This is a genomic window from Streptomyces sp. NPDC055955 (assembly GCF_042270245.1).
GTDB lineage: Bacteria > Actinomycetota > Actinomycetes > Streptomycetales > Streptomycetaceae > Streptomyces.
The window spans coordinates 462375-482038 of record NZ_JBHJYS010000005.1; the positions used below are offsets into that span (position 1 = coordinate 462375).

Sequence of the window (19664 nt, forward strand, 5' to 3'; positions counted from 1 at the left end):
CGTGTCCCGTCTCAACGGTCGCCCGCGACGGCTTTGACGCTCCCGCGGCCGCGGTACGTACCGAGGCTGGGCGAGCGACGGAATGCCACGACGTGTCGCTCAGTGACTGCGGACCCACGGAATCGGGTACGAGAGGGTCGGCGTCGACCGGGGCCGGGGCACCTTCTTCCCGGAGCCGTCCGCGCTGGTGCCGGCAAAGCTGACGACCACCACAGCGATGAGACAAGCTGGCCGCCCTGGGGCCTCGCGTCTTTCTCGTGCCTCGCCGCGTGTGCGGGAGGAAGATCACGTTGCGGGCTGCGGTTCAGGGCTCAGACGGTAGCCGGTGACGAACTCGGCCGTGATCTGGATGACGTGGTCCATGTCGATGTCGACCCAGGGCGTGAGCAGTTGCTGGTATCGGGCTACCTCCAGGGGGTCGGGGACCAGGCTGGCGCGGCCGGTGACCATCACGCTCCAGCCGGTGCGGGCCTCGAGGTCGATCTGGTCCGCTTCATAGACCACCACCTCGGACAGCGACGGATCACGCAGCAGCGCCGATCCGGTGTGTGTGCGGATGACGATGTGCTCGCCGTCGACGAGGTGGTTGACCGGGCGGATGGTGGGCAGTGCCTGCCGGGACAGGCCGATACGGCCCAGCGGGACACTGGCCAGCAGTGCCAGGGATTCCTCCCGGCCCAGCTCGGTCATCCTGGCCGGGAAGGCGTGCGGGCGGGAACGGGTCATGACGGCTCCTGACGGCATGGGCTTTCGTGCCGGGCGGCAGCCGCCGCGGCCAGGCGGTCCGGCACGGTCGGCGCATGGCTGCCGCTGCGGTGACGCGGACTCTGGTGCGGGCCGCGGGCGCCGTGGTGTCCTTCCTGAAGTGACAGGATGGATGACCGAACAGCCGACGGCCATGGGTCGTTCGGCCCTCGTGCGCCGGCCGGCCGGCCCGTACTGGTCATCGGCCCGGTCCGGTCCGGGACGCCGCCAGCGGGCCGGGCCGGGCCCTGTTCCTTCCGCCTCCCGCTGTGCGGGAGGAACCTCTCGCGGAATGGTGGTCTCGGCCGCCTCCTGACGGCGCCTGCGTGCGTTGGCGCGGTGACACGCGTGCATGTGTCGGCGGTCCCGGGCCCGCACCGGCGTCGGACCTGGGACCGCACAACTGCCGGAGTGTCCGGCAGCGGGAGCTGATGGCCGTCCTGCCCGGCCAACGAACCACGACGCCGGCGGTGGTGCGGTGGGGCAGCCGGCGGAGGGCAGGGCGGACGCCGTGGACGGCCAGACGCACCACCGCGCGGAGATCGGCTCATCGAGGGCGTCCAGGCCGCTGTCGGCGAGCGTGGCGAGTCGGCGGGTGATCAGTTTCGCCGAGGTGCATCCGCAGCGGTGGCGATGGACGCTGGATGCATGAGGCCCCTGTGGTCCGGCGTGATCCAGTTCGGGCTGGTCATGCCCCGTGAAGCTGTTCTCGGCGACCGACGAGCACCAGGTGCGGCTGCGGGAGATCCATGCCGCGGACAGCGGCCGGGTGCAGCATCGGCGGTTCTGTGAAGCCGAGGACCGTGAAATCGGGTACGAGGAGGTCGGGCGCGGCTGGGAGCTGCCGGATGGACAGCTGGTGCCGCTGACGGATGAGGACTTGGCGCGTCTGCCGCTCGCGACCCGGCACGTCGTTCAGGTACTGGGCTTCGTGCCGTGGGAGGACATCGACCCAATCTCGTTCAGCAGGCCGTACTACGTGGGCCCCGGCGGTCCGCAGGCCGACCGGGCGTATGCGCTGCTCGTCGAGGCGCTCGCCCGCACCGGACAGGTCGGCGTGTGCAAGGTCGCCGTCCGCTCGAGGGAACGCATCGCACTGCTGCGCCCCCGCCACGGCATCCTCATCCTCCACACGCTCCTCTGGCAGGACGAACTGCGCGAACCCGGGGACCTCGCCCCATCCGCACCGGTCACCGACCGGGAACTGGAACTCGCCGAGGTACTGATCCGCGAACTCCCGGGCGTCGAGGTCGACCAACTGCGGGATGAGTACCGTCACGCACTCGAGGCTGGTCGAGGCGAAGGTGTCCGGCGGGCAGCTGGCCGCGCCGCCCGAGCCCGGGCTGGCGGTGGACTTGATGGCCGCACTGGAGGAGTCGGTGCGCGCCGCACGCGCGCACCAGGGCGGCTGAGTGGTGGCGGGATGGCTCGGCGGGTGCTGCCGGGAGTGTGGTGATCCGTTGCCGGTGTCGATGGCGGCGGAGGCTTGTTCTGGGGTGGGGACAGCAGGTACCGGCCGGGGGCCTCTCTCGTGTCAGACAGTCACGGAGGCCGGCCGCCGGCCGGTGTCCGTGTTCGGACCTGCCAGGGCTACATCGGGTCGATGTCCGGCTTGCCCGTGCCGCCTGCGTGCTCGCTCTGCTCCTTGAGCTCGCGGGCCTTGTCCTTCAGACGCTGACGCTCCTGCGGGTCCATGGCGCGTTCCGCGGCCTGTTCCAGGTCCGCAGCCCGAGCACGCATCTGCTGGGCGTCACGACGGGACTCGCCTGCAGCGCTCATGATCACTCCTAGGGTGATGAGGGAGAGCGGGCCACCTCAGCGAAACAGGCCCCGTCACCCCCGGCATCTCGATCAATCACCCACTGTTATCTACGCAGTTGGAGGAGTCCTCACGGAACGATTTGTCTGCCGGAGCTCACGGTGTGCGGGGCTCTCGCTCGGTGGCCCCGGTCCCGTGGGTCGGATACGAGAGGGGTCTGCGTCGGCCGGGGCCGGAACCTGACCTGCCGGGAGAGGCCGGGAGCGGCCGCGTGGTCGACCGCGCGTACTGCTCGCCCCAGAGGTAACCTAAAAGGGTACCGGCGACACGCGTAAGGGCAACACGCGTAGGTGCTCTGATCAGGAAAGTTCCCATGGACGGCCTCATGGAGATGCCCCCTCTCCGGAGGGGGTTTTCCCATGTCTCAGCATGTCTCAGGCCACTCGGATGTGCTGTGTTCCAGGGCGCGGCGGTCGCCGGATATCGCGTAGCGGCAAGCGGCGAGAGCGTTGTCAGCCGCCCCCTGTAGTGTCGTGGGTTCAGTGGTTGGCGCGACTGTCAGGAGCTGGGCTTGTTGCGGGTGGCGCCGCCGCACCCGCGCAGAGTGACGCCTGCCTCGGTGAGGATGCGGTGGACGAAGCCGTAGGAACGTCCCTTGCTGTCGGCGATGCTCCGGATCGAGGCGCCACCTTCGTATGCGGCCTTCAGTTCGGCGGTGAGCTTGTCGCGTGCCGCACCGGTGAGTGAGATGCAGCTGCGGTCAACCGACGGAATTCGCTGACCTGCTGAAACGCGGCCCTGCGAGCAGGGGCACCCCGTGAAGGGTTGTGAAGTCTCCCGGTGAACTACGGAACGCACGTGTGTGACTGAGCACGCTAACGGTGGGCTGTGCCAGATTGATACACCTGTCGGATGCCGTGTACGGACTGGTTGGGGCACTTGGTGGATCGCTGGTGACCGCTGCAGTCGCTTACTGGGGCCCTCTTCATCAGCAGCGTGAAGTTGCAAAGCAGGCAGAGCTGCAGCGAAGCGCAGAGCTGAGACGCGCGGAGATCGAGATCGAGGCCGCTCGCGCCCAGGCGGAAGAGGCGCGCAAACATCTGCGGAATCAGGCAGAGATTGGACGCCTGGTTGACGTCCGTTCCACGCTGCGTGCGTGGGAGTTAGTACTGGACGACGCCTTCCTGGAAATGCGCATCTCTGGCACTTTCGACGTAGATCGGTTCAGGGAGACAGAACAGGAGGCGATGGCCAAGGGCTTAAGGGCTCTTGACGAGGTCATGCACGATGACTGGTATGTGGTGATCTCGTACTACGGAGAACCCACTTTCACTGGGCCGCACTTGAGTCTGGTGGAGTCACTTAAAGAGTGCGGGGAACGTATCAAAGCTCTCGGGCTGGCGGGGCGTCTGCCATCAGCTGAAGAGCAGGAACAACTTGACGAGCTAAGGGATCAAATTAGCCATGCGAGAGGCCGGATGAGCGAGATCATCGCAGAGCGTCTGGACAGCATCGTCACTTGACACCCCAAGCGGCGCGAGCGCCGACGGACGCGCGGTGCCAGCACGGCGCCCTGGCCCCGTCCCGCTCATTCCGTCACCTCGTGAACCGCATTTCGTCGGTTGGCCGTTGCCGTCCAGGGGGTAGCGCGGCGATTCGTCTCGTTGCCTGGGGGTCAGGGCGTGTGGGGCACAGCGCGGGTGAGGGGTTCGAGGTCGCCATAGAGGGCGGCGTGCAGGGCGGCGGCCAGTTCCCGGGCCCGTAGCTCGCTGTCCACATCGTGCAGGTCGAAGGTGACGGGGCCGGCGGAGGAGTCGGGACGGATCTCGTGGGAGCGGATGAGACGGATGACGGCCTCGCGCACCGCGTTGTACACGGCGGGGTCGATGGTGTGCTGCGGCGCGGTGAGCGCGTCGGCCTTGACCGTCCACCGCGGGCCGGGCCCGCCCACTTGCTCGACCGCGATGAACACGACGCGCTGCTCTTTGGCCGCCTTGCAGGCGGCCTCGAACGCTTCCAGACCGGTCGCGTCCGGGATCCGGTCGGCGGGGCACGGCGTCGGCAACGGCTCCATATGACCAGCATCCTCCCCGGCGACAGACAAAGGCGCCGTGCGGGAACCGTTTTCCCCCTTCCCCGGGCCGCGTGAGAGACAGCCCTGGCTTGCCCCTGCGGGGGTGTGGCCAGGGCTTTGTGCCGGGGGCGGTGTTCCGGCTAACGGGCCGAGATGATGAACTGATGGGGCTGCCCAAGTTGCTCGAAGTTGCTTGACAGACTGGGTGAGTTGCTCGAAGTTGCTCCTGAAGGGGTGCGGGTACCGTGGCGCGGCCCAGGGCGTGACGCCAAGCTGTGATCACAACCCTACGAAGGGGGCAGATCATGGCGCGACGACTGCGCTGCAACGGCACCGGAAGCGACGGAACCGGCTGTCCGACCGTCCACGAGGACCTGGACACCGGTGACGTGATCTTCCACGGACCGCCGCTCACGCACGCGGATGACCTCGGACAGCTGCAACACCTCTCGCCCGGTGAAGTGGCCGTCGTGATCCCCCGTCACGTCGTCGTCGACTTCGCCCCCAAGGAGATGGAACGCGTGGCCCGGATCATCGGCCTCGACGAGTTCGAGAACCTGTTCCGTACCTTCGAGCACTCGGCATGGCGGTTGGAGAGCCGCCGCCGGTACGCGAGCGACGAGTCGACAGAGACCTATCGGGAGTTCCTCGCCACCGGATCGGCGGCCTGGGATCCCCGCGATCCGTATGCCGAGCTGATCCGGCCCCAGATCGAGAACGGCCGCACCATCTCCCGGGTGCGGATCCTTGACGAGCCTCCAACGGTCGGACAGCGCTATCTGCTCGACAATGCCCGCCGCAACAGCGCCCTCGGCGAGGAGATCAAGAGCCTCACCCGGGCCGACGCCGATCGGCTGCGGCTGCGGCTGCCCGACGAGGACTTCTGGATCTTCGACTCACGCCTGGTCGCGAAGCTGAACTTCACCGACGCCGACGAACTCACCGACGTCGAGCTGATCACCGAACCCGCCCAGGTGGTCCGCTACTCCATGGCACGTGATGCCGCCTGGCACCACGCGGCCCCGTATGAGCACGCCGCGACGCAGTACGCCAGGGACGCCCAGCCTGAATAGGTGCACGACACGTGAGCACGGACTTCCAGCAAGCCCGAACGGCCCTCGGGGTACGACTGCGGGAACTGAGACTGCACCGCCCCGACGGCCGGCTCACCGGCGAGCAACTCGCCCGACAGCTCGGCTGGCACAAGTCGAAGGTCAGCAAGTCGAAGGTCAGCAAGCTCGAGAACGGCAAACAGACAGCGACACCACAAGACCTCACGGCCTGGTCACAGGCCACCGGCCACGAGGACGCCATCGCGGGTCTCCACTCACAGCTGGCCGGGCTCGAGTCCCTCACCCGCTCCTGGCGCCGCCAGCTCGCCGGCGGCCACCGCCCCGTACAGGAAACGCTCCTGGCCGAGCACGAACGCACCCACGCATTCCGCATGTGGGAGAACTCCGCCGTCCCCGGCGTCCTCCAAACACCGGACTACGCACGCGCCATGTTCACCCGCTACACCGAACTTCGCAGCGTTCGCCCCGACATCGAGGACGCCGTCCGGGCACGGCTCGAACTGCAGAAATGGATCTACGCCGGCACCAAGGAGTACCAAGGAGTACTCTGGGAAGCCGCCCTGTACAGCCTGATCTGCTCACCCCAGACCCTCGCCCTGCAACTGGAACGACTGGCCGGGATGGTCGGGCTCAACACAATGCGACTCGGCGTCGTCCCGCTCACCGCATCCCTCAAAATCCCACCAGGAAACGGCTTCTGGATCTACGACGATCGCCTCGTCGTGGTCGAGGACTGGCACGCCGAAATCTGGCTCGACACCACCGACAGCGTCACGGCCTACGAAAAGGTATGGGACACGCTCACCGAGTCCGCGGTATATGGCGCGGACGCACATCGCAGCATCCTGCGCGCCCGGCAGACTCTGGGACCATGCTGAATTGCGGCGTCGCCCCGGCCCCGCGCGTACATCGACGGGCTCAGGCCGCACCTCCTCGACCCTGGCGGGGGCAATGAGGGAGCGGTGACGCCACACCGAGCGGGCCGGGGGCGCGTCCGTCCGCAGACACGTTGGCGTCCGCCCTACGGCACCACTTATCGGTTGCGGCTGCGGGGGCCGTTGCTGTGCGTGCACGACCCCGCGGCCATCGTCCAGGGGCCATCGCGGCGACGAGTTCGTCGTCGGTGTTGAGGACCGCGACCCCGCCCTGGTCCGCCAGCGGAAGGGATTCTACGAGCTCGCCCCTGGCCGTCGCGATCGCCTCCCGGCGCCCGAACTCCCCAACGTGGGCGGAGCCGACGTTGAGGACGACACCGATCTGCGGCGGGGTCAGCGACGTGTTCTCCCGCAACCGCTGACCCACTCCCGTAAGAGCTCGTAACACGATCTTGTTGATGTGCGCTGGCAGCCAGTGACTGGTGTGCTAATTCGGCCGTTCGTAAGGGTGTGAGTGCTCAGCCGTGGAACGTGGATGATGCCTTGTGGGCGCCGATCGAGCTATTGCTGCCTGCGTGGCCTGGCCACCGGGGAGCTCCATGCGCGCTGGTGCATGCTTCACGCCTCCGCCGTCGGAGCCCCGCACCGCCGAGAGCGGGTCTTCCTCACCGCCTGGCCGCCGGAGGAGACACCGTTGCTGAAGACACCGACGAGCGACTTGGCGACGAACGGCGGCAGTCAGCATCCGGCGAAGCGGAAACAGGGCCGACATGGCCCGAATCTGGCCGACGAGGTGGAGTGGCTGTTGCCCACCCCCGAAGGTGTCCGACGAAGCGAAGGGATCACCGAACCAGAGTCACGGCAATGGGGACTTGCCCTTGCCGTCGGCGGCGGCCTCGCTGCGCAGCAGCACCACGGCCACACCCGCCACGCGCACGGCCAGGCGCCGCCCGGCGGACAGCTCTGGGGCGCTTCCGTCGCGGACGCCGAAGCTGTTCGAGGCCGAGGGCCCCAGAGCTGGGGGCCATACGCGGGAGCCATAGCCGGCCGGGAACAGGCCACGCGTCCGGCGCCTCGACCGACGAGGCCGGTCGCCTCGACCCCCTGTTCGTGGAGTGGATGCAAGGCCTCGCAGCGGGGTGGGCGACTGCCACCCCGGGGCTCGGTCGACCGGCTCAACTCGCCGTACTGGGCGACGGTGTTGTGCCGCAGCAGGTCGCCCACGCCCTTCGGCTTCTGGCACCTCCGATCGGCTCCTGTCGACACCGGCGGCCTGCGTGAGCAGCGGCTTCTACAGCAAATTCCCGGCAGGGCCAAACCCGGAATTCTCCGGACCATCGCCACCCCGAACACCCGATCTTGCCAAGCGGTAGTGATGGCTGAGCCCGCTCAGGAGAACGAGGCGATACGCGTGCCGGACCACGACCTGGACGACCTGGTTTCCACGGTCACGCGGCTGGTAGCGGAGAGCCGCAAGCAGAGCGAGACCCTGGCCCGGCTCGCCGACGATGCGTCCAACGCCGAGGCCGGCGATACCGGTCCGGCGGATGCACCCGCGCCCGCCGGACGGGGCGCTTCGCCGGAGGGCCTGACGTCGATCTTCATCCTGACCCTTGACGGGAATTCGTACGCCGAAGAACTCGCCGCGCTGACCAACTGGGTGCACCACCTGCTGGTGCCGGTCTACGGGAGGGAAGTCAGCACGTCACGCCCGTGGTGCCGCAAGTGGCAGGAGCATCCCGAAGCCGTCGCTCGTCTGCACGCACTGTGGCTGGCCTGGCAGCAGCTCACCGACGCTGAGGCCGGGCTGACCGGTCCGTCGACGTGGCACCGCGACCATCTTGACCCCGCTCTCCTCCAACTCCGCGCTCCCGACAGACCGTTCGGAGCATGCACCACCAGCGCCGCGCGGCCCACCACCGGTTGCTGGCAGCGCCCGACGTGGACCTGGTGGCCTGACATGGACGACGACTTCTACGAGAGCCTGGAACACGACTACCGGCTCGCCGGCTTGCAGGCCACCACGGAGCGGGTCGTGGACGACTTCCTCCGGATGATCACCATCTCGGACGACATGTTCGTGCTGATGGCCGATCACCACAGCGCAGACGGCCGCGTTCCGCCACGTCGTCCGCACGGTGCGGGCGCCGGACGGGGGCCTTCCCGACCGCGGAGGCAGCCGACGGCTGTTCCGGGCGCCGAGGTTGCCGCACGCTGGCCTGTCGCGGTCAACCTGCTGGCCGGCAGCCTGCTCGGCGCGTGGGCCGGAGCGTCCTGGGCGGTGCGCATGCGCTCGGCCACCCTAGGTGAGGCTGAGCCACGCGGAATCCCTGGGTGCTGTTCGAGGGGGGCTTTCGGAGGGGGCTGTGCGGAGAGGGGCCTTCGGGGGAAAGGCTTTCGGGGGAGGGGAGGGGTATCAGCCGATCGTGGTGCGGACCTTGTCGGCGATGCGGACGTCCTTGGGGTGGCTCACCGGACCGCCTCCGGGATGTGGACCTTGGCGCCGGTCTTGGCGGCGACCTCGTCCACCGTCACGTCCGGCGCCAACTCCACCAAATGCACGCCGTCTTCAGTGATGTCGAGGACTGCCAGGTCGGTGACGATCCGGTCGACGCAGCGCTTGCCGGTGAGGGGGAGCGTGCAGGTGTCGACCAGCTTCGGCGACCCGTCCTTGGCCGTGTGGGTCATGGTGACCAGCACCGTGCGGGCGCCGTGGACGAGGTCCATGGCGCCACCGATCCCGGTGATCATCTTGCCGGGGACCGCCCAGTTGGCCAGGTCCCCGGTCGCGGAGACCTGCATCGCGCCGAGGACGGCGACATCGATGTGGCCGCCGCGGATCATCCCGAAGGACAGTGCGGAGTCGAAGTAGGAGGCGCCCGGCAGGACCGTGACGGTCTCCTTGCCCGCGTTGATCAGGTCGGGGTCGACGGCGTCGTCGGTCGGGTAGGGGCCGGTGCCCAGGATCCCGTTCTCGGACTCCAGGATCACCTCCACGCCCGCCGGAAGATGGTTCGGGATCAGCGTCGGTAGCCCAATGCCGAGGTTGACGTACTGCCCGTCGCGCAGTTCACGGGCGGCGCGGGCGGCCATCTGTTCGCGTGTCCAGGCCATGGTCAGTTGCTCACCGTCCCTCGTGCCGGAGGCGCGGAGATCGTGCGCCGCTCGATGCCCTTGTCGGCGGCCTGCGCCGGACTCAGCTCGACCACGCGCTGTACGAAGATGCCCGGCAGGTGCACCTGGTCCGGGTCGAGGACGCCGGGTTCCACCAGCTCCTCCACCTCGGCGATCGTGACCCTTGCGGCCATCGCCGCGAGCGGGTTGAAGTTGCGGGACGACTTGTTGAACACGAGGTTCCCGTGCCGGTCGCCCTTCGCGGCGCGGACCAGCGCGAAGTCGGTGCGGATGCCGCGCTCCAGCACGTACTCGACACCGTCGAAGACGCGCACGTCCTTGGGCGGGGAGGCGAGGGCGACGCCGCCGGTGCCGTCGTAGCGCCAGGGCAGACCGCCGTCCGCGACCTGGGTGCCCACCCCGGCCGGGGTGTAGAAGGCGGGGATGCCGGCGCCGCCCGCGCGCAGCCGCTCCGCGAGTGTTCCCTGCGGGATCATCTCGACCTCGATCTCGCCGGCCAGGTACTGACGGGCGAACTCCTTGTTGGCGCCGATGTAGGAGCCGGTGACCCGGGCGATCCGGCCCGCCGCGAGGAGGACGGCGAGTCCGGAGTCCATCGCGCCGCAGTTGTTGGACACCACGGACAGGCCCGTGGTGCCCTGCTCGTGCAGCGCCTTGATCAGTACGTTCGGCACCCCGCTCAGTCCGAACCCGCCGACCGCCAGGGACGCACGGTCCCCGACGTCGGCGACGGCCTGCCCGGCCGACGCGACCACCTTGTCCATCAGGCGGCCTCGCCCGTCGCGGCGATGTCCGACGGGTGCAGCGCCAGCGGCGTGACCTCGATCTCCATGTACGGGAAGAGCGGCAGGCCCCACAGGATGTCGTGCAGCTCGTCGTTGTCCCGGACGTCGAAGACGCTGAGGTTGGAATACTGGCCCACGCAGCGCCAGATGTGCGGCCAGACGCCCTTGCGCTGGAGTTCCTGTGAGTACGCCTTCTCGCGGGCGATCGTGTCCGCGCGGACGTCGGGGTCGAGATCGTTGGGTATGCGGACGTCCATCTTGACGGCGAACAGCACGGCGGGCTCCTTGAGTTACGCGGTGGGGCGGGCGCGCGCCCCGGAGGCCGGGCCCCCGGGGCGGGTGCGCGTCAGGCGCGGTCGAGCACGAAGTCGTACGTCACTTCGTTGCCCTCGCCGGTCTTGGCCGGGGAGGGGTCGAGGACGAGTTCCGGCTTGACGGCCTGGGCGATGTCGTCGTCCACGTGGTTGCCGCCCTTGAAGTAGAGCTGCGTGGTGATGAGGTGATGACCCTCGGCGGCGACCTTCAGGTGCAGATGGGCCGGGCGCCAGGCGTGCCAGCCGGCGGCGGAGATGAGGTTGCCGCAGGCGCCGTCGGTGGGGATCTGGTAGGGGGCCGGCTCGATCGTGTGGATCTTGAAGTTGCCCTGGTCGTCGGCGACGACGGTGCCGCGCAGGTTCCACTCGGGCAGGCCGGGGGCGTACTGGGAGTAGAAGCCGTCGTCGTCCGCGTGCCACATCTCGATCGTCGCGCCAGGCAGGGGAGTTCCGTCGACCGACGTGACCTGGCCCTGGAACAGGAGGGGGGTGCCCTTCTCGTCGGGGCGCGTCGGGAGGGTCGCCTCGGCGGGCAGCTCCGGGGAGTCCGGCACGTAGTAGGGGCCCTCGATGGTGCCCTTGGAACCCTCGCGGCTCTCGTTGGCGACCTCCTCGACGACGTGCTCGATCCACACGTCGAGGAAGAGCGGCCACTCGCCGTCCTGTCCGACCTGGATCAGCCATGCCTTGAGGGCGTCGTACTCGGCGTAGGTGACCTTGTGACGGCGGATGATGTCGTGGACCGACGTGATGAGTTCCGACGCGAGGGTGTCGACGCGCTCCTGGCCGCTGGCCGCGCCGGAGCGGGCCTTCTGCGCGAACGCGGCGGTGGCGGCGCTGCCCGAGGCGGCGGCGGTGGCCTGCGCCTGCTCGGCTTCGGTGAACGTGGTCATGATGCGGCTCCGATCGGTAGGGATGTGACAAGTCGCAGGTGCGGCAGGGAAGTTCAGCTGTCCTGGCGGTAGCGCGTCAGCTTCTCGGGGTCGAGTTCGATGCCCAGCCCCGCACCCTCGCGCACCCGTAGCGTGCCGTCGCGGATCTGCAGGGGCTCGGCGAGCAGGTCGTCGCTCATGTCCAGGTAGTTGGAGAGCTCGCCCGCGCGGCGCGAGGTGGCCTCGAAGGCCGCGCCGAAAGCGACCGAGCACAACGAGCCGATCTGACCGTCGATCTGATTGCCCATCACCACTTCGACGCCGAGGCCCTCGCTCTCGAACAGCACGCGCTGGGAGTGGCTGAAGCCGGTGCGGGCCGTCTTGATGCTGATGGCGGTGGCCGAGCCGCCGAGGAGTTCACGCGTGACCTCGCCGGGGCGGGTGGCGCTCTCGTCGGCGACGAAGGGGACCGGGCAGCGTTCGACGAGCCAGCGTCGGCCCAACACGTCGTCGGCCGGGCACAGTTCCTCGGCGAGCGTGAGGTCGAGGTCGTCCATGGCGCGCAGGGCGCGGGCCGACTCGGAGGCGGTCCAGCCGCGGTTGCCGTCGACGTACAGCTCGACGCTGTCGCCGAACGCCTCGCGCAGAGCCCGGCACACCTCGACGTCGAGCTGGTAGGGGCGGCGGCCGACCTTCACCTTGAACGTCGTGATGCCGTAGGTGTCGCGGACGTGCCGCGCCTCATCGACCATCTCCGCCGGGGGAGCGAAGCCGAGCATGTGCGACACGGCCATGAACTCGCCGTATCCGCCGAGGAGTTCGGTGACGGGCAGACCGGCGGCCTGGCCGATGATGTCCCACAGGGCCATGTCGACGGCGGCCTTCGCCGTCGGGTTGCCGACGGTCCGGTTCAGCTTGGCGTGCACGGCCTCGCGCCGGGTGGGCGCCATGCCGAGCAGTTGCGGCTCGAAGATCTGGCGGATCACGGCGACGATGGACTGCTGGGTCTCGCCGTAGGTGAAGGGCCGGGGCGGTGCCTCGGCCGTGCCGGTGAGGCCCGCGTCGGTGTGCACCCGTACCAGGACGTGCTCGGCGGTGTGCACCTCGCCGCTCGCGAACTTCAGCGGCTTTCGGTAGGGGATGGCGAAGGGGATCGCCTCCACTGCGGTGATCTTCACTTGGTTCCTCTGTGATTCTGTGCACCGGCCCTGCTGGGGGCGGTGACGTCTGGGGAAGCGTCGCCGGTGGGGAAGGCGTCGGCCGCCGTGAGGGCCGCGAGGACGGCCGCGAGCAGCGGTGAGGTGTCGCCCGTGCGCCAGGCGAGGGCTAGGCGGACACGCTGGGCGTCCGGGACCGGCCGGAACACGACCCCGTCCCGGCTGACGGACCGCACCGAGTCGGGCAGCAGCGCCACCCCCAGACCCGCGGCGACCAGGGCCAGAGCCGTGGACGTCTCCGTCACCTCGTGAGCGGTGTGCGGATGGAAGCCGGCGCTCAGACAGCTGCTGATCACCGCGTCGCTGACGATGGAACGGGACGTGGCGGCGTACATGATGAAGTCCTCGCCGCGCAGCCGCTCCAGCGGCACCTCGGGTGACTCGGCGAGCCAGTGGTCCTCCGGCAGCACCAGGACGAGCGGCTCCTGCGCGATGTCGCGGCAGGTGATGCCCTCGCCGCGGACCGGTGGCCGCAGCACCCCGATGTCCAGGTGCGACTCGGAGAGCGCCGCCTCCTGGGCCGGGGTGAACATCTCGGTGTGGACCTCCAGTGCCACTCCGGGCAGTTCGCGCTTGACGGTCCTGGCGAGCTCCGGCAGATGCCGGTAGCCGGCCGAGCCGGTGAGGCCGATACGCAGGATGCCCTCGGCGCCCTGCGCGAACCGCCGGGCCCGCGCGGCCGCCTCGTCGACGGAGCGCAGGACCCGCACGACGTCGGTGTGGAACACCTCGCCCGCACCGGTCAGGCCGACCTGGCGGGTGGTGCGGTGGAACAGCGCGACCCCCAGCTCCGCCTCCAGCTGCCGGATCGCCTGGGAGAGCGGCGGCTGAGCCATGCGCAGCCGCTCCGCGGCCCGGCCGAAGTGCCGGGTCTCCGCGACGGCGGCGAAGTACCGGAGATGGCGCAGTTCCATGGAGGCCTCCACAAACGAAGGGACACGCGGAAACACAGATAACGCGGGAAACACGGGCAACGCGGAGAGCGCTGACGGCGCTGACGCTCGGGTCTTGCGGCGTCCGTGCCTTCGTCGATGCAGCACAGCGTAGGAGCGGTCATTCAGATGGCACAAATACCGAATTCAGCATGATCCATATCTGCCACATATGAAAAGTACCCTGGGCGGGGACTGGGCAAATGTCCGGGGTGGCCCGCCCCGGGCCCTGCCATGGTGCTGAGCACCCGACGAGCCGTGCCGGCGGACGGCACCTCACCGGGCATCAGGAGGAGCCATGACCGAAACCTGGGCAGCGGCGCGCAGTGTGTTGAGCCTCTACAAGGTGCTGGCCGCCTTGATGGTGCTCATGGCAGCCGCCCTGCGGTCACCCACACCACCACCCTCGACACCCTCGACCTGCCGCTGTGGGCCCAGGTGCCCGCCGGAGTGATGGCCGGGTTCGGCATCGGCGTGGTCGCGGCGATCATGGGCGTGGCCGGAGGCGAGCTCCTGATACCGACGATCGTGCTGCTCTTCGGAGAGAACATCAAGACCGCGGGAAGTCTCTCCCTGCTGGTGTCGCTGCCGACCATGCTGGTCGCCTTCGCCCGCTACAGCCGTGACGGCAGCTTCGCCGTCCTCGGAGCGAACGTCCGCTTCACCGTGCTCATCGCCGCTTGAGGACCCGGCACGTGACCGTGACGGGCACCCCGCCGGCGGCCAGCTCTTTCACGACCAGGTAGATCCTTTTCCCGGCAGATGTGCCTGCGACAGATAGGCCGCGGCCCGGCGCAGGACCTCGTTCTCCTGCTCCAGCAGCTTGATCCGCCGACGTGCTTCCGTCAGTTCCGCGCTCTCTTGGCTGGTCGTTCCGGGTTTTGTTCCGTCATCGATGTCGGCACGGCGCATCCACTTCCACAGCGTGACCGGATGGATGCCGAGGTCAACGGCCGTCTGCTTCTGTTCTTTTCCTGCCCGCACCAGCGCGATGGCACGGGCGCGGAACTCAGCTGGGTAGGCGCGGGGCATGTCCGGCAGCCTTTCGTGAAGGCCGTCAGTTAGCCACCAAGACTGGAACATGAGAGGTGGGGCAGGTCAAGATGTCACCCGATCGTGCAGCAGACCCCAGCCCGCGGATGCGAACGCGGTAGTCAGCCTCCCCGGCGGCCTTGCGCAGCCCTCTGTCGACTCGTCGCTCGCGTACCGGCGGCGGGTCTCCAAGCGCCACGGCGACAGCGGCGAGCGGTGCCGGCTTCACCGCGGATCGATGCCGCCCTCGCGGTGCAGGGCCGCCAGTTCCGCCCGATTACGCAGGCCGAGCTTGGTGTAGACGTGCGTGAGGTGGTATTGGACCGTCTTCTCCGAGAGGAAGAGCTCCCCGGCCGCCTGCTTGTTCGTCGCACCGGCCGCGACCAGCCGGACGACAGCCTGTTCCTGCGGGGTGAGGCCCGAGTCGGTGTCGGAAGTCTTGCGGCCCGCATTCAACTCCCGGTCGCAGCGTGCGACGTACGTGTGTGCGCCCAGGAGGGCGTACCCCTCGCGGGCGCGCGTGAGGACCTCGGCGGCCTGGCGGCGGCGGCCCGCGCGGCGCAGCGTCTGCCCGTACGCGTAGTAGAGACGGGTGCGGTCGAAAGGAAGGGGCAGCCCGTCCAGGAGGGTGAGCGCCTCTTCGAACTGCGAACGGGCGGTGTCGATGTCACCGCGGGCGGCAGTGAGCCGGCCACGTCCGACGGCGAGGGCAGCCCGAGCCGAGCGGTGACCCCGATCCGCGGCCCGCCGCTCGTGCGGGTGCAGCAGCTCGTCGGCTTCGTCGAGGCGGCCCAGCATGACCAGGGCGTTGGCGAGCAGGCCGGGCCAGGGCCAGAAGCCGGGTTCGGCGACGGCCTGGGCACTGTCCGCGATGCGAGCCACGGGGGTGAGTGCCTCCACGACGCCCGTGTAGTCGGCGCGGGCCTCGGCAACGTAAGCGCGGGCGAGCCGGGCGGGCAGGAACATGACCTCGTAGTGATGGGCGTCGGCGGCGGCCGCCCGGACGTGGTGTTCGGCCGTCTCCCAGTTGCCGCGCAGCGCGTGAAGCTGGGCACCGGTCCAGTGGATGACCGGGCGGACGTAGGTGATGCGGGCCTCGGTGACGCGGGCGGCGGCCCGCTCGACGGTGGCCTCGGCCTCGTCCCAGGCTCCCATCACGAACTGGGTGCGGGCGAGCCAGCCCTGCGCCCACAACGAGATGCGGGTGGAGCCGAGGCGAAAGTCGGTGGAGGCTGCCGCCTCCAGGCGGTGCAGGGCTACTTCGGGGGCGTCCAGTGCGAGGTCGGCCCAGCCCCGTCCGAGCTGGAAGCGCTGGGGCTGAGCACCGCCGGAAACCTTCGCGGCGGCCTCGCTGTAGACCGTCGCGGCCTCCCCGGCCCGGCCCAGCCAGGCGAGTCCGAGGCCCAGTACGGCCTCGGACTCGACGGCAGACGGATCGCGCGGGGCCTCGGCGAGTGCGATGGCCCGGCGCGCCCAGGTGACCAGGGCCGGCGCGTCGCAGCGACCGAGCGCGTGCAGCACCCGGCGCTGGCTGATCCGGGCCATCAACGCGCGATCGCTTTCGGCTTCGCAGAGCTGCTCGGCACGGTGGAGGAACGCCTCCGCCTCGCTCGCACGACCACGCATGACAGCGAGATAGCCGAGGACCGTGTCGCGCAGCGCGGTGACCGGGAAGCTCTCGAGTTCGGGGGCGTAGGCGTCGGCCTGAGGGATGTCGCCAGCGCCGATGAAGGCGTCTACGGCACGCAGCAGCAGGTCCTGCCGGGTCGTCCGGTCCGGGCTGAGGCGGCTCGCGGTGACCAGAGTGTCAGCGACGGCGGACCACTCCCCGGCTGCCGCGCGCTCGTCCGCGTACCTCTCCAGCTCCGCGGCGAGGGAGGCGTCCGCTGTCGGGCTGGCAGCGATCCGGTGGGCGAGACGGCTGCCCGGATCGGGCGCGAGGCCTGCGGCACGGGTGTGCAGGGCTGCCCGCTGCGGCAGCGGGACAGTGGTGCGCACGGCCGCCCGGGTCAGCGGGTGCGGGAAGGCCAGGCTGTTGCGACCTGGGGCGACACTACTCGTCAGCAGCCCGGTGGCGCGGGCTTCCTCAGCGGCGGCCAACGGGTCGTCGAGCCCGGCGAGAGCGGCCGCTTGTTCCAGCGGGCTGACCGCGCCGAGCACGGCGCAGGCGTGCAGCAGGGCCCGGGCGGGTCCCGAGCAGGCGGCCAGCCGTTCCTCGATGCGAGCGGTGAGCCGGGCCGGAGCGGGAAGTTCGGCCTGCGGGTCGCGCCAGGTCGTGGCCGGAAGTTCGGCGAGCAGCCGCAGTATGTGGCCGGGATTTCCGAGGGTGTGGTCGCGCAGCCGGCGCGCCACGGGCATGTCGAACTCCGGACCGTGGGCGGCAGCAGACAGCGCGGCTGTCTCCTCGGCGCTGAGCGGTCTCGGGACGACGGATTCGTCGCGGCAGCCGTCGAGGAGCTCGGCGGTGTCGAGCGGGCGCCGTGCCTCGGCCCAGCCGTCCGGTTCCGGCGCATCGTCGCGAGCCAGCAGCACGACCACGACCGGGGCGTTCTCCAGGTGCCGAACGGCCGAGCGGATCGCTCGGAGGCTGCCCGCGTCGGCCCAGTGCGCGTCGTCGACGAGGACGACCAGCGGCTCCGGGCCGGGGTGAGCGGACCATTGACGGTGCAGGTGCTCGGCCATGAGGGCGACTGAGGAAGCGCGGCGCTCCTCGACCGCGCCACCGTCAATGCAGGCAATTTGCTGGGCGAGTCCGAGCTCTCGGCTCGCCTCCCAGGCGACCCCCGCGACGCGCAGCGTCCGCGCGTCGGCGGGCAGCGCCTGTCGGACCAGTGCAGTCTTGCCGATCCCGGCCGGTCCCTCGACGAGGATCAGCCCGGGACGTCCCGCGCGGGCCGCATCGAAGGCGTGGCGCAGTGCGGACGTCTCTGGGACACGCCCCACGAGGGGGCTTTCCCCCTCCACCGGCTCGATCATGGGTTCGGAGGCTAGCACTCGCGTTGCGATCACCATCTTCAGCCGAGGTCTCCCCCGGCGACGGGCAGCACACTCCCGGTGATGTATGAGGCTTCGTCCGAGGCCAGGAAACAAATCGCGGCGGCCTGTTCGTCGAGGGTGCCGTAGCGGCCCAACAGGCTGGAGTCGAGGGTCTGGTCGATGTGCGCCTGGAACCAGACCTTCTCCGCGTCCGTCCGCTGTACCGGGGTGCCGCGCGAGATGCGGCGCGGTGGGGCCTCCGTGCCGCCGGGCGCGGAGGCCACCACACGGATACCGTCGCCCGCGTACTCCATGGCGAGCGACGCGGTCAGCGCGTTGATCCCGCCTTTGGCCGCCGAGTACGGAATGCGATGGATGCCGCGCGTCGCGGCGGAGGAGACGTTGACGATGACACCGCCACCCGCTGAGGTCATGCTGGGCAGGACGGCACGGCAGGTGTGCAGAGTGGTCAGCAGGGATCGGGTGATCTCTGCTTGGATCTCCTCGCCGGTGAACTCGGTGAACGGCTTGAAGTTGATCGCGCCGCCAACGTTGTTGACGAGGACGTCGATACGCCCGTGGTAGTCGAGTGCCGCGGCGACGGCTGCCTCTGCACCCTCGTAGCGCTCCAGGTCGGCGAGGACGGTCTGAGCACCGAACTCGTCGGCGGCCTCCTTCACCAGCTCGGATCGGTCGACCATGGTGACGTCCGCACCCTCGGCGGTCAGCCGGCGCGCGACGGCCAGACCGATGCCCTGGGCTGCGCCGGTGACCACGGCGGTACGCCCGGCGAAGCGGCGCTCGTGAACGTGGGGCATCAGGCAGCCGCCTTCTCGCGGTCCGCGGATACGGCCGGCGCGAACTTCTCGTAGTGGAAGCTCGCGGGCGTGACGCCGAGCCCGTGGAGGTGCGTACGCACCGCTTCGACCATGGGCGGCGGGCCGCACAGGTAGACGTCGCAGTCGCCGTCGTTGAGCGTGCCCGCGTCCATGAGACCTGTGACGTAGCCCTTGTTGAGGGCGGTGCTCGCCGGGTCAGCGACGCAGTGGTCAAAGGTGAAGCCAGGCAGGGTGGCTTCGTAGTCGCGCAGGGTGTCGAGGAGGACGAGGTCCTCGTCCGTGGTGACGCCGTAGAGGAGGTGCATCGGGGAATCGCTCGGTGCCCTTACGACGCGTTCCAGCATCGACAGCAGCGGGGCGAGTCCGGTGCCGCCCGCCAACATCAACGTGGGGCGGGTGCGCGGGCGCAGGAAGAAGCTGCCGAGGGGCCCGGTGAAGGTGATCCGGTCGCCAGGTCGGGCGCGCTCGGTGAGGTAGCCAGACATGGCGCCACCAGGGGTGATCTTGACTAGGAACGAGAGCCGTTCCTGCTCGGGCACCGAGGTGAAGGAGTACGACCGTGCCTGATCGGTGCCAGGAACAGCGATGTTGACGTACTGGCCGGGCAGGAAGGCGAACGCTTCGCGGTCGTCGACGTCCAAGGTGATGCCGACGGTGGTAGCCGAGTACCGCTCGATCGACGCCAGCTTCGCCGTGTGCTCGGCGGGGGCGGTGCGCGCGGACGCGGAGGTGGCGGGGATGCGTAGCACCAGGTCGCTCTCGGGCGTCATCTGGCAGGGCAGGCAGTAGCCGGCTGCCGCCTCGTCGTCGGTCAGCGCCTCATCGATGTAGTCGCCACCGTCGTAACTTCCGCTCTCGCACAGGGACTTGCAGGTCCCGCAGGCCCCGTCGCGGCAGTCGAGCGGAATGTTGACGCGGGCTGCGTAAGCGGCGTCGGCGACGGTCTCGCCGGGGCGGCAGCCGATGAAGCGGGTGACCCCGTCCTCGAAGTTCAGGGCGACGGAATGGGACGTGCTCATGGGGGCGGCTCCTTGCAC

At 69.5% G+C, this 19664-nt stretch carries 19 protein-coding genes and 3 pseudogenes; 7 read left to right on the forward strand and 15 right to left on the reverse strand.

Features of this window, described 5'->3' with window-relative positions; all coding sequences use genetic code 11:
- Positions 1–285: 285 nt before the first annotated feature.
- Positions 286–726 carry a pyridoxamine 5'-phosphate oxidase family protein gene (locus ACFC96_RS13315; protein WP_376612175.1) on the reverse strand — a complete coding sequence of 147 codons (441 nt, stop codon included), beginning with the start codon at positions 724–726 and terminating at the stop codon, positions 286–288.
- A gap of 748 nt (positions 727–1474) precedes the next feature.
- On the opposite strand from ACFC96_RS13315, the pseudogene ACFC96_RS13320 reads away from it, so the two are divergent.
- A pseudogene (locus tag ACFC96_RS13320) lies at positions 1475–1894 on the forward strand (Ku protein); the annotation flags it as partial.
- A 115-nt stretch (positions 1895–2009) separates the two neighbouring features.
- Positions 2010–2156, forward strand: coding sequence for a hypothetical protein (locus tag ACFC96_RS13325; protein ID WP_376612314.1), 147 nt, complete (start codon positions 2010–2012; stop codon positions 2154–2156).
- Positions 2157–2334: 178 nt separating this feature from the next.
- On the opposite strand, the gene ACFC96_RS13330 is transcribed toward ACFC96_RS13325, so the two are convergent.
- Positions 2335–2523: a DUF6381 family protein gene (locus ACFC96_RS13330; protein WP_376612177.1), complete on the reverse strand. Its 189-nt coding sequence runs from the start codon at positions 2521–2523 to the stop codon at positions 2335–2337.
- A gap of 538 nt (positions 2524–3061) precedes the next feature.
- The gene (locus ACFC96_RS13335) at positions 3062–3277 is read right to left on the reverse strand and encodes a helix-turn-helix domain-containing protein (protein WP_376612308.1); all 216 of its coding nucleotides are present in this window, start codon (positions 3275–3277) and stop codon (positions 3062–3064) included.
- Between the two features lie 179 nt (positions 3278–3456).
- On the opposite strand from ACFC96_RS13335, the gene ACFC96_RS13340 reads away from it, so the two are divergent.
- Complete coding sequence (locus ACFC96_RS13340) at positions 3457–4026, forward strand: hypothetical protein (RefSeq protein ID WP_376612179.1); 570 nt, start codon at positions 3457–3459, stop codon at positions 4024–4026.
- A gap of 152 nt (positions 4027–4178) precedes the next feature.
- Here ACFC96_RS13340 and ACFC96_RS13345 read toward each other — a convergent pair whose 3' ends face one another.
- Complete coding sequence (locus tag ACFC96_RS13345; RefSeq protein WP_376612181.1) at positions 4179–4577, reverse strand: hypothetical protein; 399 nt, start codon at positions 4575–4577, stop codon at positions 4179–4181.
- A gap of 305 nt (positions 4578–4882) precedes the next feature.
- Between ACFC96_RS13345 and ACFC96_RS13350 the strand changes: the two genes are divergently transcribed.
- On the forward strand, positions 4883–5650 hold the full coding sequence (locus tag ACFC96_RS13350; RefSeq protein ID WP_376612182.1) for a DUF6879 family protein: 768 nt from the start codon (positions 4883–4885) through the stop codon (positions 5648–5650).
- Between the two features lie 11 nt (positions 5651–5661).
- A complete protein-coding gene (locus ACFC96_RS13355; RefSeq protein WP_376612184.1) occupies positions 5662–6528 on the forward strand; it encodes a DUF5753 domain-containing protein in 867 nt (288 codons plus the stop codon).
- A 112-nt stretch (positions 6529–6640) separates the two neighbouring features.
- Here ACFC96_RS13355 and ACFC96_RS13360 read toward each other — a convergent pair.
- A pseudogene (locus ACFC96_RS13360) lies at positions 6641–6931 on the reverse strand (Mur ligase family protein); the annotation flags it as partial.
- A gap of 969 nt (positions 6932–7900) precedes the next feature.
- Here ACFC96_RS13360 and ACFC96_RS13365 point away from each other — a divergent pair.
- Positions 7901–8484: pseudogene (locus tag ACFC96_RS13365) on the forward strand (DUF4913 domain-containing protein).
- 510 nt (positions 8485–8994) lie between these two features.
- On the opposite strand, the gene ACFC96_RS13370 reads toward ACFC96_RS13365, so the two are convergent.
- From ACFC96_RS13370 to ACFC96_RS13395, 6 genes are all read right to left on the reverse strand, one after another.
- Positions 8995–9639: a CoA transferase subunit B gene (locus ACFC96_RS13370; protein WP_375991153.1), complete on the reverse strand. Its 645-nt coding sequence runs from the start codon at positions 9637–9639 to the stop codon at positions 8995–8997.
- A gap of 2 nt (positions 9640–9641) precedes the next feature.
- The gene (locus ACFC96_RS13375; protein WP_376612185.1) at positions 9642–10424 is read right to left on the reverse strand and encodes a CoA transferase subunit A; all 783 of its coding nucleotides are present in this window, start codon (positions 10422–10424) and stop codon (positions 9642–9644) included.
- Positions 10424–10720 carry a muconolactone Delta-isomerase gene (gene catC / locus ACFC96_RS13380; protein WP_376612187.1) on the reverse strand — a complete coding sequence of 99 codons (297 nt, stop codon included), beginning with the start codon at positions 10718–10720 and terminating at the stop codon, positions 10424–10426. The genes ACFC96_RS13375 and catC overlap by 1 nt, the downstream gene beginning before the upstream one ends.
- 71 nt (positions 10721–10791) lie before the next feature.
- The gene (gene catA, locus ACFC96_RS13385) at positions 10792–11652 is read right to left on the reverse strand and encodes a catechol 1,2-dioxygenase (RefSeq protein WP_376612189.1); all 861 of its coding nucleotides are present in this window, start codon (positions 11650–11652) and stop codon (positions 10792–10794) included.
- Positions 11653–11705: 53 nt separating this feature from the next.
- Positions 11706–12809: a mandelate racemase/muconate lactonizing enzyme family protein gene (locus ACFC96_RS13390; RefSeq protein ID WP_376612191.1), complete on the reverse strand. Its 1104-nt coding sequence runs from the start codon at positions 12807–12809 to the stop codon at positions 11706–11708.
- Positions 12806–13762, reverse strand: a complete 957-nt coding sequence (locus tag ACFC96_RS13395) for a LysR substrate-binding domain-containing protein (RefSeq protein ID WP_376612193.1) — start codon at positions 13760–13762, stop codon at positions 12806–12808. Before ACFC96_RS13395 ends, ACFC96_RS13390 begins: the two co-directional genes overlap by 4 nt.
- A gap of 252 nt (positions 13763–14014) precedes the next feature.
- Between ACFC96_RS13395 and ACFC96_RS13400 the strand changes: the two genes are divergently transcribed.
- Positions 14015–14464 carry a TSUP family transporter gene (locus ACFC96_RS13400; protein ID WP_376612195.1) on the forward strand — a complete coding sequence of 150 codons (450 nt, stop codon included), beginning with the start codon at positions 14015–14017 and terminating at the stop codon, positions 14462–14464.
- Between the two features lie 48 nt (positions 14465–14512).
- Here the strand turns inward: ACFC96_RS13400 and ACFC96_RS13405 are convergent, their stop codons facing one another.
- The 4 genes from ACFC96_RS13405 to benC form a co-directional block, all read right to left on the reverse strand.
- The gene (locus ACFC96_RS13405; RefSeq protein WP_376612197.1) at positions 14513–14812 is read right to left on the reverse strand and encodes a transposase; all 300 of its coding nucleotides are present in this window, start codon (positions 14810–14812) and stop codon (positions 14513–14515) included.
- A 225-nt stretch (positions 14813–15037) separates the two neighbouring features.
- Positions 15038–17788 carry an AAA family ATPase gene (locus tag ACFC96_RS13410; protein ID WP_376612199.1) on the reverse strand — a complete coding sequence of 917 codons (2751 nt, stop codon included), beginning with the start codon at positions 17786–17788 and terminating at the stop codon, positions 15038–15040.
- Positions 17789–17826: 38 nt separating this feature from the next.
- Entirely contained in the window at positions 17827–18606 is a 780-nt protein-coding gene (gene benD / locus ACFC96_RS13415) for a benzoate diol dehydrogenase BenD (protein WP_376612201.1), read from the reverse strand.
- Positions 18606–19646 carry a benzoate 1,2-dioxygenase electron transfer component BenC gene (benC, locus tag ACFC96_RS13420; protein WP_376612203.1) on the reverse strand — a complete coding sequence of 347 codons (1041 nt, stop codon included), beginning with the start codon at positions 19644–19646 and terminating at the stop codon, positions 18606–18608. The genes benD and benC overlap by 1 nt, the downstream gene beginning before the upstream one ends.
- Positions 19647–19664 lie beyond the last annotated feature (18 nt).

Coding starts and splice junctions, on each gene's coding strand:
- ACFC96_RS13400 (WP_376612195.1), top strand. CDS start 14,015: ATGGTGCTGAGCACCCGACGAGCCGTGCCGGCGGACGGCACCTCACCG.
- ACFC96_RS13410 (WP_376612199.1), bottom strand. CDS start 17,788: ATGATCGAGCCGGTGGAGGGGGAAAGCCCCCTCGTGGGGCGTGTCCCA.
- benD (WP_376612201.1), bottom strand. CDS start 18,606: ATGCCCCACGTTCACGAGCGCCGCTTCGCCGGGCGTACCGCCGTGGTC.
- ACFC96_RS13370 (WP_375991153.1), bottom strand. CDS start 9,639: ATGGCCTGGACACGCGAACAGATGGCCGCCCGCGCCGCCCGTGAACTG.
- ACFC96_RS13405 (WP_376612197.1), bottom strand. CDS start 14,812: ATGCCCCGCGCCTACCCAGCTGAGTTCCGCGCCCGTGCCATCGCGCTG.
- ACFC96_RS13315 (WP_376612175.1), bottom strand. CDS start 726: ATGACCCGTTCCCGCCCGCACGCCTTCCCGGCCAGGATGACCGAGCTG.
- catA (WP_376612189.1), bottom strand. CDS start 11,652: ATGACCACGTTCACCGAAGCCGAGCAGGCGCAGGCCACCGCCGCCGCC.
- benC (WP_376612203.1), bottom strand. CDS start 19,646: ATGAGCACGTCCCATTCCGTCGCCCTGAACTTCGAGGACGGGGTCACC.
- ACFC96_RS13395 (WP_376612193.1), bottom strand. CDS start 13,762: ATGGAACTGCGCCATCTCCGGTACTTCGCCGCCGTCGCGGAGACCCGG.
- ACFC96_RS13325 (WP_376612314.1), top strand. CDS start 2,010: ATGAGTACCGTCACGCACTCGAGGCTGGTCGAGGCGAAGGTGTCCGGC.
- ACFC96_RS13345 (WP_376612181.1), bottom strand. CDS start 4,577: ATGGAGCCGTTGCCGACGCCGTGCCCCGCCGACCGGATCCCGGACGCG.
- ACFC96_RS13350 (WP_376612182.1), top strand. CDS start 4,883: ATGGCGCGACGACTGCGCTGCAACGGCACCGGAAGCGACGGAACCGGC.
- ACFC96_RS13375 (WP_376612185.1), bottom strand. CDS start 10,424: ATGGACAAGGTGGTCGCGTCGGCCGGGCAGGCCGTCGCCGACGTCGGG.
- ACFC96_RS13330 (WP_376612177.1), bottom strand. CDS start 2,523: ATGAGCGCTGCAGGCGAGTCCCGTCGTGACGCCCAGCAGATGCGTGCT.